At 67.7% G+C, this 16,714-nt stretch carries 16 protein-coding genes; 5 read left to right on the top strand and 11 right to left on the bottom strand.

Going from position 1 to position 16,714, the window contains the following annotated elements; all coding sequences use genetic code 11:
- Positions 1–20: 20 nt before the first annotated feature.
- Complete coding sequence (locus BR47_RS0112120) at positions 21–1,046, top strand: NAD(P)H-dependent glycerol-3-phosphate dehydrogenase (protein WP_020101289.1); 1,026 nt, start codon at positions 21–23, stop codon at positions 1,044–1,046.
- Between the two features lie 18 nt (positions 1,047–1,064).
- Here the strand turns inward: BR47_RS0112120 and BR47_RS0112115 are convergent, their stop codons facing one another.
- From BR47_RS0112115 to BR47_RS0112100, 4 genes are all read right to left on the bottom strand, one after another.
- The gene (locus BR47_RS0112115; RefSeq protein ID WP_155944126.1) at positions 1,065–1,622 is read right to left on the bottom strand and encodes a hypothetical protein; all 558 of its coding nucleotides are present in this window, start codon (positions 1,620–1,622) and stop codon (positions 1,065–1,067) included.
- A gap of 49 nt (positions 1,623–1,671) precedes the next feature.
- Entirely contained in the window at positions 1,672–1,968 is a 297-nt protein-coding gene (locus BR47_RS30365; protein WP_051634763.1) for a hypothetical protein, read from the bottom strand.
- A 138-nt stretch (positions 1,969–2,106) separates the two neighbouring features.
- The gene (locus BR47_RS30360; RefSeq protein ID WP_051128479.1) at positions 2,107–3,678 is read right to left on the bottom strand and encodes a sensor histidine kinase; all 1,572 of its coding nucleotides are present in this window, start codon (positions 3,676–3,678) and stop codon (positions 2,107–2,109) included.
- 19 nt (positions 3,679–3,697) lie between these two features.
- Complete coding sequence (locus BR47_RS0112100; RefSeq protein ID WP_029119679.1) at positions 3,698–4,480, bottom strand: response regulator transcription factor; 783 nt, start codon at positions 4,478–4,480, stop codon at positions 3,698–3,700.
- 465 nt (positions 4,481–4,945) lie between these two features.
- Here BR47_RS0112100 and BR47_RS0112095 point away from each other — a divergent pair, with 465 nt between their 5' ends.
- Positions 4,946–7,123 carry a SulP family inorganic anion transporter gene (locus tag BR47_RS0112095; RefSeq protein ID WP_051634762.1) on the top strand — a complete coding sequence of 726 codons (2,178 nt, stop codon included), beginning with the start codon at positions 4,946–4,948 and terminating at the stop codon, positions 7,121–7,123.
- A 146-nt stretch (positions 7,124–7,269) separates the two neighbouring features.
- Here the strand turns inward: BR47_RS0112095 and BR47_RS0112090 are convergent, their stop codons facing one another.
- Positions 7,270–7,863: a helix-turn-helix domain-containing protein gene (locus tag BR47_RS0112090; RefSeq protein ID WP_020101283.1), complete on the bottom strand. Its 594-nt coding sequence runs from the start codon at positions 7,861–7,863 to the stop codon at positions 7,270–7,272.
- Between the two features lie 116 nt (positions 7,864–7,979).
- Here BR47_RS0112090 and BR47_RS0112085 point away from each other — a divergent pair, with 116 nt between their 5' ends.
- The gene (locus tag BR47_RS0112085) at positions 7,980–9,125 is read left to right on the top strand and encodes a Zn-dependent alcohol dehydrogenase (RefSeq protein ID WP_081831277.1); all 1,146 of its coding nucleotides are present in this window, start codon (positions 7,980–7,982) and stop codon (positions 9,123–9,125) included.
- Positions 9,126–9,143: 18 nt separating this feature from the next.
- Positions 9,144–10,583 (top strand): APC family permease, encoded by a 1,440-nt coding sequence (locus tag BR47_RS0112080; protein ID WP_029119677.1) that lies wholly within the window; start codon positions 9,144–9,146, stop codon positions 10,581–10,583.
- Positions 10,584–10,636: 53 nt separating this feature from the next.
- Here BR47_RS0112080 and BR47_RS0112075 read toward each other — a convergent pair whose 3' ends face one another.
- The 3 genes from BR47_RS0112075 to grcC1 form a co-directional block, all read right to left on the bottom strand.
- The gene (locus tag BR47_RS0112075) at positions 10,637–11,353 is read right to left on the bottom strand and encodes a DUF1326 domain-containing protein (protein ID WP_036427195.1); all 717 of its coding nucleotides are present in this window, start codon (positions 11,351–11,353) and stop codon (positions 10,637–10,639) included.
- Between the two features lie 306 nt (positions 11,354–11,659).
- On the bottom strand, positions 11,660–12,523 hold the full coding sequence (htpX, locus tag BR47_RS0112070; RefSeq protein WP_020101279.1) for a zinc metalloprotease HtpX: 864 nt from the start codon (positions 12,521–12,523) through the stop codon (positions 11,660–11,662).
- Positions 12,524–12,607: 84 nt separating this feature from the next.
- The gene (grcC1, locus tag BR47_RS0112065; RefSeq protein WP_029105181.1) at positions 12,608–13,615 is read right to left on the bottom strand and encodes a nonaprenyl/(2E,6E)-farnesyl/geranylgeranyl diphosphat synthase; all 1,008 of its coding nucleotides are present in this window, start codon (positions 13,613–13,615) and stop codon (positions 12,608–12,610) included.
- A gap of 21 nt (positions 13,616–13,636) precedes the next feature.
- Between grcC1 and menJ the strand changes: the two genes are divergently transcribed.
- Positions 13,637–14,857 (top strand): menaquinone reductase MenJ, encoded by a 1,221-nt coding sequence (gene menJ / locus BR47_RS0112060; protein ID WP_020101277.1) that lies wholly within the window; start codon positions 13,637–13,639, stop codon positions 14,855–14,857.
- Here menJ and BR47_RS0112055 read toward each other — a convergent pair.
- The 3 genes from BR47_RS0112055 to BR47_RS30355 form a co-directional block, all read right to left on the bottom strand.
- Positions 14,850–15,908, bottom strand: coding sequence for an alpha/beta hydrolase (locus BR47_RS0112055; RefSeq protein WP_029119675.1), 1,059 nt, complete (start codon positions 15,906–15,908; stop codon positions 14,850–14,852). The two genes, menJ and BR47_RS0112055, sit on opposite strands and share 8 nt — an antisense overlap.
- Positions 15,909–15,988: 80 nt before the next feature.
- Positions 15,989–16,273 carry a pyrimidine/purine nucleoside phosphorylase gene (gene ppnP, locus BR47_RS0112050; RefSeq protein WP_020101275.1) on the bottom strand — a complete coding sequence of 95 codons (285 nt, stop codon included), beginning with the start codon at positions 16,271–16,273 and terminating at the stop codon, positions 15,989–15,991.
- Between the two features lie 130 nt (positions 16,274–16,403).
- Positions 16,404–16,714: ISL3 family transposase (locus tag BR47_RS30355; protein ID WP_029121094.1), on the bottom strand; the 311-nt coding region annotated here is incomplete at its 5' end.

The raw sequence follows: 16,714 nt of genomic DNA, 5'->3' as shown, positions 1-16,714 counted from the left end.
GGGCGACATAACCTGTCGCCATGGCATCAGCGCAGCGCGTACCGACCGTCGTCGTTCTCGGTGGCGGGTCCTGGGGCACCACGGTGGCCTCGATCTGCGCGCGCCGGGGCCCGACACTGCAGTGGGTGCGGTCCGCGGAGACCGCGGCCGACATCAACGAAAAGCATTGCAACAGCCGCTATCTGGGCGACGCGGTGGCACTTCCCGAATCACTGCGGGCGACCACCGACTTCTCCGAGGCCGCCAACAGCGCCGACGTCATCGTGATGGGGGTGCCGTCGCACGGGTTCCGCAACGTGCTGGGCGAGCTGGCCAAGGAACTGCGACCGTGGGTCCCGGTGGTGTCGTTGGTCAAGGGCCTGGAGCAGGGCACCAATATGCGCATGAGCCAGATCGTCGACGAGGTACTGCCCGGGCACCCGGCCGGTATCCTCGCCGGTCCCAACATCGCCCGCGAGGTCGCCGAGGGTTACGCCGCCGCCGCGGTCCTCGCGATGCCGGACCAGCACCTCGCCGCGAATCTCGCGGGCCTGTTCCGCACCCGGCGCTTTCGTACCTACACGACCGACGACGTGATCGGTGTCGAGATGGCCGGCGCGCTCAAGAACGTGTACGCCATCTCCGTCGGCATGGGCTACTCCCTGGGCATCGGCGAGAACACCCGCGCAATGGTCATGGCGCGCGCCGTGGCCGAGATGTCCAAGCTCGGCGTGGCCATGGGCGGCAACCGTGACACGTTCGCGGGCCTGGCCGGCATGGGCGACCTGATCGTCACCTGCACCAGCCAGCGCAGCCGCAACCGGCACGTCGGCGAGCAGCTGGGCCAGGGCAAGACCGTCGACGAGATCATCGCCTCGATGAACCAGGTCGCCGAGGGCGTCAAGGCCGCCAGCGTGATCATGGAGTTCGCCGAGACGCACGGGCTGAGCATGCCGATCGCCCGCGAGGTGGACCGGGTGATCAACCACGGCTGCACGGTCGAGGACGCCTACGCCGGCCTCATGCTCGAGAAGCCCGGGCACGAAGTCCACGGCGCGGGGTTCTGACCTCCGACCACGCGGTGGTCAGTTGAAGTACGGGTTGCGGTCTTTCGGCCTGTCCAGCAACGGATTCGACTCGTTGACGATGAAGCTGCCCGACGGGCTGACCACGAAACCGGACTGGTCGAAGCTGTTGACGCACGCCGTCATGGTGCCGTCGGTCCCGCATGTGATGTTGCGGTAGGTGATCCGGGAACCGCCAGGGAGTGTCTGCACCGCGCCCGGCATCTCGCCGACGTACTTCGGCCCGTTCAGGGTGTTGAACGCCGGCGCGCCGACCTGCTGGCCGACGACCACGTTGGTGCCCTCCGGGGCGCCCGGCATCGGGCCGCTACAGCCGTACTCGCCTTCGTTGCGGCGCATGATGCACGTCAGACCGCCGGGGGCCTGGAACATGTAGAACGTGCCGTCCTTACTGGCGTAGGTCGACGGGGTGACAGGCTTGAATCCGTTGAGGTTCGGCGCGGCGGGTCCCGGTGGCGGGGGCACCGGCTCCGGCGGCGGAGCTGCCGCGGCAACACCCGGAACCAACGAGATCGCCCCAGCGGCCACGACCGCACCGATCAGGATTCTGCTCAACACCCGTTCAGCGTAGAACCCAATGACCAGGCCTCGCAGCGTCAGCCGCAAATCACTTGCAGCCGAGGTCGACGTAGACCGTGGTGTTCTGACCGCGCAGCTTGCCCTCCTGGCTCGACAGCTCGCGCCCGTGCCGGACGGCGGTGACGGTGCAGTTGTCGATGGATCCGCTGCCGACGCGCGACTCGATGACGCGGAAGCCCTCGGACTGCAGCCGGTGAATCGTCTGCGAGGCAGACTCCCCGGGCGCCGGCGGCACCACGGGCTGCGCCGCGGCCGGTGCCGCTCCGGCGATCAGCAGGGCCAGGACGACTCCGGTTCCGGCCGAGATCTTGGTGGAACTCTTCATGTTTTTCCCTTTCCGCATCCAGCGCCGACAGCGCCGGATCAATAACTTCGACGGTAGTCGCGAAAAAGGGAGAGAAGCGAATTCTCAGGCCGAACCCATACGGATATCCGCATGAATCATGTCGAATTCAGGCGAAATTCAAACAGTCGACTCAGATACGTGCGGGTTGTGCGACTCACTCACCGTCACGTACTCCCCGACTTCCCGGTCCATCGGCAGCCGCACCCGGAAAACCGTTCCCGCAGTGTTTGATTCGACCTTCACGCGGCCACCGTGCGCTTTGACGATCGTCGACACGATCGCCAGGCCCAGCCCCGTGCTGCCGAGCACGCGAGAACGCGATTTGTCGGCGACCACAAATCTGTCGAACAAATTCGGCAACAATTCTTCCGGAATTCCCGGACCGTCATCGGCGACCGTCAATTCCACATATCCGGGACCCGGTGTCAGGCTGGTCGTGACCGATACTCCGGCCGGCGTGTGGACACGCGCGTTGGCCAACAGGTTGCCGATCACCTGATGCAACCGGGCCGGGTCACCGCGGACCCACACCGGCACATCGGGCAGGCGCGAGCGCCAGCGGTGCGCGGGCGACGACACCGCGGCGTCGTTGACGGCATTGATCACGACGTCGCACAGCTCGACGTCGTCGGTCTCGAGGTCCTGATGCTCCTCGAGACGCGAGATCAGCAGTAGGTCCTCCACGAGACCGGACATCCGCTGCGCCTCGGCCTCGATACGGGCCAGTGCGTATTCGGTGGTCTCGGGCAGTGCGGCGCTGTCCTGGCGGGTCAGTTCGGCGTACCCGCGGATGGCGGCCAGCGGTGTCCGCAACTCGTGGCTGGCGTCGGTGAGGAACTGCCGCGTGCGCCGGTGCGACGCGGCGAGCTCGGCCAGCGCGCTGTCGACGTTGTCCAGCAGCTTGTTGAGCGTGTCCCCCACGATGCCGACCTCGGTGCGCGGGTCGGTGTCCTCCGGCCGGACCCGTTCGGTGATGCGGTGGTCCTCGCTGCCGAACTGCCGCGTCGCCACCTTCGCCGCCGTCGAGGCCACGCGGCTCAGCGGCCGCAGCGCATAGTTCACCACCGCGATGGTGCCGACCGCGGTCAGCGCGATGGCCAGCAGCGTCATGACCGCGACCGCGACGGTCTTGCGCGCCACCACACTGTTGGCGTCTTCCATGGACACGCCCGAGACCAGCACGTCACCGCCACCGGCGTCCTGTCCCGCCATGCGGTACCAGCCGAGTCGCGGCAGCTTCACCGTCCGCGGCCCGAGGTTGGTCCACTGCTGCCCACTGACGGCCTTGACGACGTCGGGCTGGACGGGCTTCGGTTCGCCGTCGGGGAACACCGCCGACTGCACGACGACGCCCTTGTGCAGCACCGCGATGAGATTTCCGGGCGCCTGGCCACCGAAGGCCGTCAGGCCGTCTTCCCCGGCGTCGATCGGGTGGGCCGGATCGCCGCGCTTGATCTCCAACCGGTCATAGGAGTGGCCGAGGGCATCGAGCGAGCGCTCGAGTTCCGCATCGCTCATCGCGGACACGTAGCTGTGCAGGCTGTACACCGACAGCACCCCGACCGCCAGCAGCACCACGGTGACCAGGGACGTGACGCCGAACACGAGGCGTCGGCGCAGGGTGCGCGGACGCCACCACGGCGCCCGAACCGGGGTACGGGCAGGTACTCGAGTCGGTACCCGGGTCACACGCGTCACCTCGGGCAGGTTAGTCCTCCGCGTCGGCGGGGCGCAGCATGTAGCCCACGCCGCGCACCGTGTGGATCATCGGCTCGCGATCGGTGTCGATCTTCTTGCGCAGATACGAGATGTAGAGGTCGACGATGCTCGACTTGCCGCCGAATCCGTAGTTCCACACCCGGTCGAGAATCTCCGCGCGGGCGATGGCCCGACGCGGGTTACGCATCAGGTAGCGGAGCAGTTCGAACTCGGTGACGGTCAGGGCGATCGGCTCACCGGCGCGGGTCACCTCGCGGCTGGCGCCGTTGAGGACCATGTCGCCGACCTTGAGCACCTCGTCGGACTCCGGGGCGAGCTGGCTGGACCGGCGCAGCAGCCCACGCAGCCGGGCCACCAGCTCTTCGAGGCTGAACGGCTTGGTCATGTAGTCGTCGGCGCCGGCGGTCAGCCCCGTGACGCGGTCCATCACGGAGTCCCGCGCCGTGAGGAACAGTGTCGGGGTGTAGCCCTCGGCCGCACGCACGCGCTGCAGCAACTGCAGGCCGTCGGTGTCGGGCAGCATGATGTCCAGCACGACGATGTCCGGTTCCATCTCGCCGAACTTGGCGACCGCATCGCGGCCGTTGTGCGCAACCTCGACAACCCAGCCTTCGTAGTGCAGCGCCATCTTGACCAGGTTGGTCAGCGCCGGCTCGTCATCGACCAGCAACACCCTGATGGGGGATCCGTCGGCCCGTTCCATGCGCGGCAGCTGGCCGAGCACGGCGGCCCGGGGGTGACGCTCTCGTGGTGGTACCGACATCGTTGTCATTCTTCCATTGTGTTGAGAACACAGAAAATTGTCACTGCGTTCATACCGAGTTCAAATATTAGTCCCTACATATGACTCACGTCACTTACGTGGACCGATGTGATGTACGAGAGTCGTTGCAATACAGTCAATTTGACCGGTCGGACCACCAATCCCGAGCATACCGACCAAATCGATTCGAACCGGTATCCCAGGTTGGCGAATCGATCAACCCTCTGGCACATGAAGAAGATTTGCGTTCTCTATGGGAACCCTTCCTCGCCTTGCGACCCCGTCTGGCGATAAATACGCTCGCACTTAGCAATTGACGCCGCTTATCGTCGGCGATCGTCAAATAGTTCTGAAACATGTTGTGCACCAACATGTTTAATCGACAACGGTGTCGGCGGGTGTGCGGACCGAAACTCGCGCAGCGCATCTGCACATGTGTCCATCGGACAACAATCGGAGAACGGAAACCTAGGCATGCTGGAAACCGCCCCGCCGGCAAAGGGTTTACGCGCGATACTGCGCTACGACCTGCCCGCGTCACTCGTCGTATTCCTGGTGGCACTGCCACTGTCGCTCGGCATCGCCGTCGCGTCCAACGCCCCCATCCTGGCCGGCATCATCGCCGCCATCGTCGGCGGCATCGTCGCCGGTGCGCTCGGCGGCTCGCCGCTGCAGGTGAGCGGACCGGCCGCCGGCCTGACCGTCATCGTCGCCGGACTCATCGACCAATTCGGCTGGGGCGTGACATGCGCCATCACCGTCGGCGCCGGCATCCTCCAGATTCTGTTCGGTCTGAGCCGCGTGGCCCGGGCCGCGCTGGCCATTTCGCCGGTCGTCGTGCACGCCATGCTCGCGGGCATCGGCATCACCATCGCACTGCAGCAGCTGCACGTGCTGCTGGGCGGCAAGTCCAACAGCTCCGCGTGGGAGAACATCCACGAGCTGCCGGCGCAGCTGATGAACATCCAGGGCGCCGGGTTCCTGCTCGGCATGCTCGTCATCGTCATCTTGGTGGCGTGGCGCTGGGTGCCGGCACCGATCAACCGAATCCCCGGCCCGCTCGTCGCCATCGTCGGTGTGACGGCGCTGTCGGTCCTGCTGCCGTTCGACGTCAAGCGCATTCAGATCAACGGCTCGCTGCTGGACTCGTTGTCGTTGCCGACCCTGCCCACGGGTGACTGGGGCGGCATCGTCGCCGGTGTCCTGACCGTCGCACTGATCGCCAGCGTCGAGAGCCTGCTGTCCGCCGTCTCGGTCGACCGCATGCAGAACGGTCCGCGCACCAACTTCGACCGTGAGCTGATCGGCCAGGGTGCGGCCAACGCCCTCTCCGGCGCCGTCGGCGGCCTGCCCGTCACCGGCGTCATCGTCCGCAGCTCGACCAACGTCGCCGCCGGCGCCAAGACCCGGGCCTCGGCCATCCTGCACGGTGTCTGGATCCTGCTGTTCGCGGTGCCGTTCGCCGGCCTGGCTCAGCTGATCCCGACGTCGGCGCTCGCCGGTCTGCTGATCGTCATCGGCTGCCAGCTGGTCAAGAAGGCGCACATCGAAACCGCCCGTCGCACAGGCGATATCGCGGTCTACGTGATCACGGTTCTCGGCGTCGTCTTCCTCAACCTGCTCGAGGGCGTGCTGATCGGCCTCGCCCTGGCGGTGGCCCTGACGGTGTGGCGCGTGATCCGGGCCAAGATCGTCACCGAGCACATCGCGGGCAACGACTGGCGCATCGTGATCGAGGGCTCCGTCAGCTTCCTGTCGCTGCCGCGCCTGACCTCGGCACTGGCCGCGGTGCCGACCGGTTCGAACGTCACCGTCGAGCTGTCGGTGGACTTCATCGACCACGCCGCCCACGAGACCATCGACGAGTGGAAGCGCCAGCACATCGCCGGCGGCGGCTCGGTCGAAATCCACGAGCACGGCACCGCCGAGCTGCACAGCGCGACCGCCGGTCCGCCGACCCGCACGTTCACGCCGTTCGACAAGCGCTCGGGTGTCGTCCCGTGGAAGTCGCAGCCGCAGACCTCCTCCGTGATGGAGGGTCTGGAGACCTACCACCGCCGCACCGCACCCGTGCTGCGCCCGCACATGGAGGACCTGGCCCACGCCCAGAAGCCGGAGACGCTGTTCATCACCTGCGTCGACTCGCGGGTCGTGCCCAACGTCATCACCAGCAGTGGTCCGGGTGACCTGCTGACGGTCCGCAACGTCGGCAACCTGATCCCGGAGGGACGCGCCGACGCCTCGGTCGAGGCGGCCATCGCCTTCGCCGTCGAGGTCCTGGAGGTCCGGTCGATCGTGGTGTGCGGCCACTCCAGCTGCGGTGCCATGACCGCGCTGCTGGGCGGCGACCAGGGTCACGACGAGCACCTGCACACCTGGCTGGAGCACGGCGAAGCGACGTTGCGCGCCTTCGACCAAGGCCGGCACCCCGTGGCCGTCGCGGCGGCCGAGGAAGGTTTCGGCGTCGTCGACCAGCTGTCGATGGTCAACGTCGCACTGCAGGCGCAGACCCTCGCCTCGCACCCGCTGGTGCGGGCCCGGCACCGTGCCGGCAGCCTCGAGGTGATCGGGCTGTTCTATGACATCGGCACCGCGGCCGCCCTCCGGGTGACGCCGGTCAGCGTGGACCGGCTGGTCGAGGTTGCCGAGTAGTACCTGATTGATCCTGCGCCCAGGGCCGTACCCCGCGAGAGCGGCAGGCCCTGGGCGCAGTGTCGTTTCCAGGTCTGTCTCGGGTCGCAGGAGTTCTCAGCCATGTCTGGGCGTCACGGCATTGGCTGAACCTGCGGGCGAGCCCCTCAGCCGCCGCGGACGGCGGCGCTGAAGTCCTCGGCCCCGACCGGCGGCGCGATCGTCCACAGCACCTCGGCGTCGCCGTCGGTCGGGTTGTACCAATCGTGGAGTTGGGTCGCCCCGAAGGTCATGCTGTCGCCGGTGTCCAGCACCGTGGTCTGCCCATCGATGGTGATGCTGAGCCCACCCTTGAGCACGTACACGAAAATCGTTCTGGCCTCGAGCCGATAGGCCCCGCCGGACCCGCCACCGGGTCGCATCACGGTATGCATCACCTGGACGTACCGCTCGGCCTTGGGGGTGAGCAGTTCCTCGCGGACGTCGTGGCCGCCCATCTCCAAGGGCGCTCCCGCGCCGCTGCGCACGATCGGCGCGGCCGGGTATTCGAAGAGATCGCCGATTCCGATGCCCAAGGCATCGCAGATCCGGATCAGCACCGGGACCGAGACGTTGGTCCTGCCCCGTTCGGCCAGGCTGAGAAAGCCTTTGGTCACCTCGGCCCTGGCCGCGGCCTCACTGAGACTCAACCCGCGCTGGGTGCGGAACTCCCGAAGCCGCGCCCCGGCACGGCCCATTCCGGTCTCCTCGCCGTCGCTCACTCAATCCCTCCCGTGCCATTGACGGCCATTCGTTTAGTGGGGTAAAACACCTTCAGCGTTTTATGGGATTGAACCCTACACGCGGTGATGCCTCCCAAAGCACAGAAAGGCACGCGGTGTCCTCATCTGAAACCGACCGCCGGCACGACAAGACACGGATCCGGGCCGCGGTGTTCGACGGCAACGGCGCCATCTCCATCGAAGACGTCGACCTGGCGGCGCCCGGCCCGGGCGAGGTCCGCGTCAAGATCGCCGCCGCCGGCGTCTGCCACTCCGACCTGCACGTCACCACGCGCGCCTGGGAGGTGCCCGCCCCCGTGGTGCTCGGCCACGAAGGCTCCGGAGTGGTCACCGCCGTCGGCTCCGGCGTCACGGATCTCGAGCCCGGCGACCACGTCGTGCTGAGCTGGGTGCCCGGCTGCGGCGAATGCCGCGCCTGCCAGGCGGACCGGCCCGCACAGTGCGCGCTGGTCGCGTCGGTCGTGGCTGCCGGCGGAACGCTTTACGACGGCACGACGCGACTGTCCAACGAGCGCGGCACGATTCACCACTACTTGGGCGTCTCGTCCTACGCCGAAGAGGTCGTGGTCCCGCGCAGCGGTGCGGTCAAGGTACGCAAGGACGCACCACTGGAAGACATCGCGATCGTGGGCTGCGCGATCGCCACCGGCGTCGGCGCAGTGCGCAATACCGCTGGAGTGCAACCCGGTTCGACGGTCGCCGTGATCGGCTGCGGCGGCGTGGGCCTGGCCTGCGTGCAGGGAGCCCGCCTGGCCGGTGCCGCGCGCATCGTCGCGGTCGACGTCGTCGCCGAAAAGCTCGATCTGGCACGCAAACTCGGCGCCACCGACGTGGTCGACGCGTCGAACACCGACGATGTGGTGGCGGCGCTGCGAGACGTGGTCGCGGACGGATACGACTACGTGTTCGACGCGATCGGCAAGATCGTCACCACCGAACAGGCCATCGCCGCACTCGGCCTCGGCGGCGCCGCCGTCATCGTCGGCCTGCCCCCGCAGGGCGAGCGCGCGAGTTTCGACCCGCTGAGCCTCGCCGAGGGCGATCAACGCATCCTCGGTTCCAACTACGGTTCCGCGGTACCCGAGCGCGATATTCCCGCACTGGTCGACGAGGTGATGGCGGGCAATCTCGATCTCGCTTCGATGATCTCCGGCCGCCGCCCGCTCGACGAAGCCGCGGCCGCCCTCGCCGATCTCGCCGCGGGCCACGCACTGCGCCAGCTCCTCATCCCGTCCGTCTGACAAGAAACGAGAACCCCAGTGTCCGAAGACATTCAGACGGGCCCCGACGTCGCGACCGGCGATGCGGGGCTGCGGCGCGGCGTCATGGGTGGCGGCGAACTCGCCGCACAGGCCATCGCGAATATCGCGCCGAGTGCGGTCATCGCCTTCACCGCGGCCGCGATCTACACGACGGCAGGCAACGGCACCTGGGCCTCCTTCGCGCTGGCGACCGTTGTCATCCTGTCGGTCGGCTACTGCATCTCGCAGTTCGCCAAGCGCCGCTCGTCGGCGGGCTCCCTCTACAGCTACGCGGCCACGGCACTGGGCCCGTTCGGCGCCTACGTGACCGGGGTCAGCCTGCTGATCGGCTGCTTCGGTATCGCCGCCGGCTCGTTGAGTGGGTCGGTCGCCTACACCGCGACTCTGCTCAACCAGATCGGTATCCCGGTACACGGCACTGCGGCACAGATCGTGCTGGCAGTGGTGCTCGGCGCGCTGGCGACCCTGTTCACCATTCGCGGCATTCGCCTATCGGCGCGGGTTTCCCTTGTGCTGGAACTGGTTTCGGTATCCATCATCACGTTGCTGCTGGTCGTCACCCTGGTGCACCTGGGCGGCCGCGCCTTTGACGCCGCTCAGTTCGAGCTCACCGGCGTGCAGCCGTCGGGCATCGTGGTGGGCATGGTGCTGGCGATCCTCGGTTTCGTCGGCTTCTCCAGCTCGGACGCCCTGGCCCGCGAGGCCAAGGACCCCTACCGCGCGGTGCCGCGCGCGATCATGTGGAGCGCGGCCGGCGTCGGCGTGCTGTACGTGTTCGCGGCCTACACGCAGGTGGCGGCCCTCGGACCGGCGCTGGGCAAATCCGCACAGCCGCTCGACGACATCGCCACCCTGGTCGGCATGCCGACGTGGTTCAATCCGATCCTCAACTTCGGCGTCGCCGCATCGTTTTTCGCCGTCGTGGTCGCACCCATGAACGTCGTCGGCCGAATCCTGTACGTGATGGGCAAGGAGGGCGTCGTCGGCTCGGCGATCGGGCGGACCCATCCCACGCACCTGACGCCACACCGAGCACTGATCTCGGTCGGTCCGCTCGTGATCGCCGTGCCGGTGGTGATGTATCTGGTCGGCGTGGACCCGATGAACGTCGTGACATGGGTCGACACCTATGGGACCTATGGCTACATGGTCGCGTACGCGGCGGCAGCGCTCGCCGCCGTGGTGTTCCTGCGCAGGATCGGTGCCCGGGTTCCGCTGGTGTGGCCGGCTGCTGCCGTGGCCATCGTGTCGATGGCATATGTGTTCTACGCCAACGTGTATCCGGTTCCGGCGTACCCGCTCAACGTCATCCCGTGGCTGTTCATCGCGACGGTGGCCGCCGCGTTGGCGTGGTACTGGTTTCTGAGCCGCCGCTCACCCGAGGTGATCTCGGCCATCGGCACCAGCGAGGTGGAGACCCTCGAAGGGGTGGGCTGAGTAGCCTTGCCGATGACGGCCCGGGTGTGCAGCGCACACCCGGGCCGTCGCGGTCAGTTGCAGCAGCATCCGCCCGACGCCTGCGCGCCGGAGGGGAGCTCGACGTTCGGCAGTTCGCCGTCGGGCCGCCAGTCGAACGGGAAGTGCTTGCTGGAGGCGCCGAGGTACTCGTGCGAGAAGTCGAAGCCCACGGCGTCGGCCTGCTTGACCACGCCCCACGTCGCCACCTGCCCCGGCCCGACTTCCGCACCCGGGGCGTTGACGGTCGTGACGCGACGGTTCGGATCGGCCGTCGGCCCCGTCAGCGCGTCGACGCGAACGTCGACCTTGCCCGGAATCTCCGCCCGCCAGTAGGCGAGGTCGTCAGCCGCGGCGAAGTTGATCGGCGCGTACTCGATGCCACGCAGCTCGCTGATCAGGCTGCCGAACTCCCCCGGCCAACCACCCTCGTCGCCGCGGAAAATCCGCTCGAGCGCCGCGCGCTGATCGGCGTCGGCCTTCTCGTCGATGTAGAACATCAGCTTCATGGTGGCGTCCGGGTCGCCGATCCACATGTTGCCGGCGAACTCGCCCAGGGCCACGACCCCGAGGCCACTGAGATCGGTTGTGCCGTAATGCCCTTCGTGCACCTGCCAGACGAGGGTGAACAGGCAGTCGCCGTGCGTGGGCTCCTGCGCGAAGCTGCACGGGCAGGGCAGTTTGCAGCTGCACACATCGAACCACTCGCCGCGTAGATGCCAATCGACCTTCGGAGTTGCCGCCACCGTCATCGCTGAATCCCTTCTCTTTTGCATACCCCCTGGGGGTACCTGACGTGGACGACGTTACGCAGCCCAGCGAGCGTCCGTCAAGTACCCCTGGGGGGTATATTTCTATGAGTTTCGCGAGCCTGCCCCGGCGCTCCTGCGTCGACCCTCCGGCCAGGGCGCGAAAGTGCGAGTAACCAAGACCCTCACCGCAGGGTCAATGGGGAATCAGCCGCGGATGCCGTTGAGCCTGCAACCAGGGCGCAAAAGTGCGAGTAGCCGAGACCCTCAACGCAGGGTCAACGCAGAAGCGCGGGCAACTCCGCGGAACTACCGCCCCGCCATGCGCTCCAGGCGCGCGATGCGGTCCTCGATGGGCGGATGGGTCGAGAACAGCTTGCCGATCTTCTCGCCGGCCCGGAACGGGTTGGCGATCATCAGGTGGGCCTGGTCGGCCAGCTGCGGCTCAGGGGGCAGCGGGGCCTGCTGGACGCCGGCGCTGATCTTGCGCAGCGCGCTCGCCAGCGCCAGCGGGTCGCCCGTCAGCTCGGCGCCCGACTGGTCGGCCTGGTACTCGCGCGACCGCGACACCGCCAGCCGGATGATCGTCGCGGCCAGCGGTCCGACGATCGAAAGCACCAGCAGGACAAAAGGATTGGGCCGGTCGTCGCGGTCGCCACCGAACATGCCGATGAAATAGGCGACGTTGACCAACGCCGTAACCACCGACGCCATGGCGCCCGCCACGCAGGAGATCAGAATGTCGCGGTTGTAGACATGCGAGAGCTCATGGCCCAGCACGGCGCGCAGCTCGCGCTCGGTGAGCAGGTTCAGAATGCCCGTGGTGCAGCACACCGCGGCGTTGCGGGGATTACGCCCCGTGGCGAAGGCGTTGGGGGCGGCGGTGTCGCTGATGTACAGCTGCGGCATGGGCTGCCGCGCCGTCGTGGCCAGCTCGCGGACGATGCGGTACATGGCCGGCGCCTGCATCTCGCTGACGGGCTGCGCGTGCATGGCCCGCAGCGCCATCTTGGCGCTGTTGAAGTAGACGTAGGCGTTCATGCCGATGGCGAACAACACCGCCAGGTACATGATGTTCTTGCCGAACAGCGAGCCGATCAGCACGATGAGCGTCGAGAAGCCCACGAGCAGCGCGAACGTCTTCGCGGTGTTCGCATGGGAATTCCACGTCATCGGCTACCTCCTCCAGCGCAGTCAAACTCACTGAATTGAACGCTCGGCAACTGGTGCCTGGTTCCAGGGTGTCCCGGCGGGAGGTCAGCCGTGGCGGTCAGCGGTGTACTCGACCAGGTTGAGCAGCGCCACCCGGCCGGGCAGATCCGGCAGATTGTCCAGTTCGGCGCGCGCGTCCGCAGCGAAGCGCTGCACGGTGCGCTTGGCCTCGACCATGCCCTGCGACGCGCGCAGCAACGCCAGCGCCTCGGCGAGATCGTCGTCGTTGTCGATGGGCTTGGCCAGCAACACCCGCAGCCGGTCGGCGTCGGGCCCGGTCTCCTGCAGCGCGTACAGCACCGGCAGGGTGTGCACGCCTTCGCGCAGGTCGGTGCCCGGCACCTTGCCCGACTCATCGGGATCGCTGTCGATGTCGATGATGTCGTCCGAGATCTGGAAGATGGTGCCGACGATGCCGCCGAGCCGGCTCAGCCGCTCGATCTGCTCTTCGTCGGAGCCCGAGAAGGTCGCACCGAACCGGCCGGACGCCTCGATCAGGCATGACGTCTTCTCGTACACGACCTTCAGGTAGTGCTCGACGGGGTCGGCACCTTCGAGGGCGCCGCGGGTCTCGCGCATCTGGCCCGTCACCAACTGGGCGAAGGTGTCGGCGATGACGCGCACCGCGTCCGGCCCCAGCCGGGACACCAGCCGCGACGCAGTGGCGAACAGGTAGTCGCCGGCCAGGATCGCGATGTTGTTGCCCCAGCGGGCATTGGCGCTGTCCGCGCCGCGCCGCACCTGGGCCTCGTCCATGACGTCGTCGTGATACAGCGTCGCCAGGTGCACCAGCTCGATCACGGCGCCGGCGATCGCGACGTCGTTGTTGTCGGGGTCCGGCCCCAGCGACGCCGACAGCACGGTGAACAGCGGGCGGAACCGCTTGCCACCGGCCTGGAACAGGTGCTGGACCGCCTCGGCCATCAGCTCGTCGGCTTTGCCCAGCTCGGTCGACATCAGGTCTTCGATACGCGCGACCGCGTCACGAACCTGCGCGGCGAAGGCGGCGTCACCAAAGTCCACGCCCGCGACCACTGTCGCTGGTGTCTTCATGGGTCCAACATACTGGGCGGCATGGTCGTGCACGCAGATGTGGTCGTGGTCGGAGCCGGGCCGGCAGGTTCCGCCGCTGCCGCCTGGGCAGCGCGCCGGGGCCGCGACGTCCTGGTGATCGACTCCGCGCAGTTTCCCCGGGACAAGGCCTGCGGTGACGGGCTGACACCGCGGGCCATCGCGGAGCTGCGTGAGCTGGGGCTCGGCGAGTGGCTCGAGGGCCGCGTCAGCCATCACGGGCTGCGGCTGGCCGGGTTCGGTGCGCAGCGCGAGGTGCGCTGGCCCGGGCCGTCGTTCCCCGCCACCAGCAGCGCCGTGCCGCGCACCGAGCTCGACGATCGGATCCGTCAGGTCGCGGCCGATTCCGGCGCGAAGATGCTGTTGGGCGTCAAGGCCGTCGGCGTGACGCACGACGCCACCGGCCGCGTCCGCACGCTGACGCTCGACGACGGCCAAGAGGTGAGCTGCACCGAACTCATCGTCGCCGACGGCGCCCGCTCGACGCTGGGCCGTGTCCTGGGGCGTGAGTGGCATCAGGAAACCGTGTACGGGGTGGCGATCCGCGCTTACATCGAGACGCCGCGGCACGCCGAGCCCTGGATCACGTCGCACCTTGAGCTGCGCTCCCCCGAAGGCGAGGTGCTGCCCGGGTACGGCTGGATCTTCCCGCTGGGCAACGGCGATGTGAACATCGGCGTGGGTGCGCTGGCGACCGAGAAACGTCCGGCCGACGCCGCGCTACGCCCGCTGCTCGCCCACTACACCAACCTGCGCCGTGACGAATGGGGCTTCGAGGGCCAGCCGCGGCTGGCCAAGTCGGCCCTGCTGCCGATGGGCGGCGCCGTGTCCGGGGTCGCGGGACCGAACTGGATGCTCGTCGGTGACGCGGCGGCATGCGTCAACCCGCTCAACGGCGAGGGCATCGACTACGGCCTGGAGACCGGCCGGCTGGCCGCCGACCTACTCGGCTCGGGTGACCTGAGCGCGGCCTGGCCCGCACTGCTGCAGCAGCACTACGCCGCCGGGTTCTCGGTGGCCCGCCGCTTGGCGATCCTGCTGACCGTGCCGAAGTTCCTGCCGCTGACGGGGCCGGTCGCGATGCGGTCGCAGTACCTGATGACGGTCGCGGTGCGGGCCATGGGCAACCTGGTGACCGAGGAGGACACCGACATGGTTGCCCGCCTCTGGCGCCGCGCCGGGCGCGGTTCGCGCCGCTTGGATCAGCGCAAGCCGTTCAGCTGACCGACCGCGCGAACCCGACGATGTCGCGGACGGTGGCGGCGAAGACGTCGGGCATGGCCCCGGCGAGCAGGATGTCACCGGCGTGGCAGGTGCCCGCGACGATGCGCCCGACGACGCTGACGCCGGCGGCGGCCAGCCTGCGGTAGTAGATCAGGCCCTCGTCGCGCAGCGGGTCGAGCTCGTTGACCGAAATGACATGCGGCGGAAGGCCTTCCAGCTCCACATCGGTGGCCACCCCGGCCCAGCAGGTGCCGTCCTGCGCGTGCTCCTGGTCCGGGTCGTAGATCGAACCCAGCAGAGCCAGTTGCAGGCAGCTGATGAAGTACCCGTCGTTCTCCCGCAGCGATGGCAGGTCGTCGGCCTCCTCGAGCCACCGGTTGGAGATGTACGGGCACTGGGCGTAGACGCCGGCGATCTCGCCGATCCAGCCTTCCCGCTTGGCTTTCAGCGCGACCGTCAGCGTCAGGTTCCCGCCACCGGACTCTCCCGACACGATGAGGTGGCTGATCCCGAGCTCGGCCTTGTTGGCCGCCGTCCACCGCACGGCCGCGGCGCAGTCGTTGAGGCCGGCCGGGAAGGGGTACGGGCCGAGGGCGCCGCCGGAGTTGCGGAACTCGACGCCGATGACGACAAGGCCTGCCGCCGCGAGGCTTTCGCGCAACCGGACGTACTGGATGTCCGCGGCGCTGAGGATCGCCATCCCGCCGCCGTGCAGGTGCACGAGCGCAGGCAGTGGGCCGGTCGCCTCGGTCGGCCGGCTGATGAACAGGGTGATCTCGTTGCCGTCGACGCCGGTGATGGTCGTCGTCGTGGTGGTGACGCCCTCGGGCGCCGGGACCTGCTCTCCCAAAATCTTCAGGACGGCGCCGGTCCCTTGTTCGGCGAAGTTGGAGAACTCCACGAGCTGCGCCAGTGGCGCGTCGACCGTCAGCGGCGGTGCCGGCAGTACGCCGTCCATGCCGAACGCGGCGAGGGCCTTGACCATGCGGGGGTCAGAGCGCCGGTCGGTGCCGATGGTGCAGTCAAGGTCAGCGAGGCGTCCATAGGGCATGGCCTCATCTTGGTGCACAAAGTGAACTTGGTCGCGACTTTCCGAAAAAAGTCGCGACCAAGTTCAACGTGGGCGGAAAGTTACCGGTATTCGCAGAGGTAGGCGGTCTCGACCTCGACCCGGACGCCGAACTTGCTGTCGGCGGGCACGGTGAATTGCGTTCCGGCGGCGAAGGTTTCCCATTCGTCGCTGCCGGGCAGTTTGACGGTCAGGGCGCCGGACACCACGTGCATGATCTCGAGGCTCGAGGTGCCGAATTCGTATTCGCCGACGGCCATGACGCCGACGGTCGCGGGGCCCTCGGCGGGCGCGAACGCGATCGATGCGACTTTGCCATCGAAGTACTCATTGACCTTGAACAACACATCTCCTCGAACTCAGGTGAGGGGCCAGAATATCCGGCGGCCGTGGGGGCTCTCCCTTGGCATGTTCGGTTGGGAGGCGTCAACTTTCCTTGACCGTCAAGGAAAGTGGCTCTGTTGACGTATGTGTGGGTCATTGTCGGCCGGGGAGCGCTGGTCGGTGTCCTCCGAGGGTGAGCATGGCCAGGGCGATCAGGGGCTCGGGTGTGGCGAAGCCGTAGGCGACGCGGGTGATGAGCCGGATCTTGGTGTTGACCGATTCGATGAGTCCGTTGGACAGACCATGTTCGATGGCGGCCAGTATCTGGGTGCGGTGACGGGTAACGCGTTGTTGCAGTAGGACGAACGATTCGATGCGACAGCGCCGCGCCCATGAGATCCAGCGGTCGAGGGCGTCGGCGGCGTGGTCGGTGGGCAGTGTGAAGATCGTGCGCAGGGCCTCTT

Source organism: Mycobacterium sp. UNC410CL29Cvi84, from assembly GCF_000686745.1.
GTDB classification, from domain to species: Bacteria; Actinomycetota; Actinomycetes; order Mycobacteriales; family Mycobacteriaceae; genus Mycobacterium; species Mycobacterium mucogenicum_B.
This window is presented reverse-complemented; position numbering and strand designations above follow the sequence as displayed.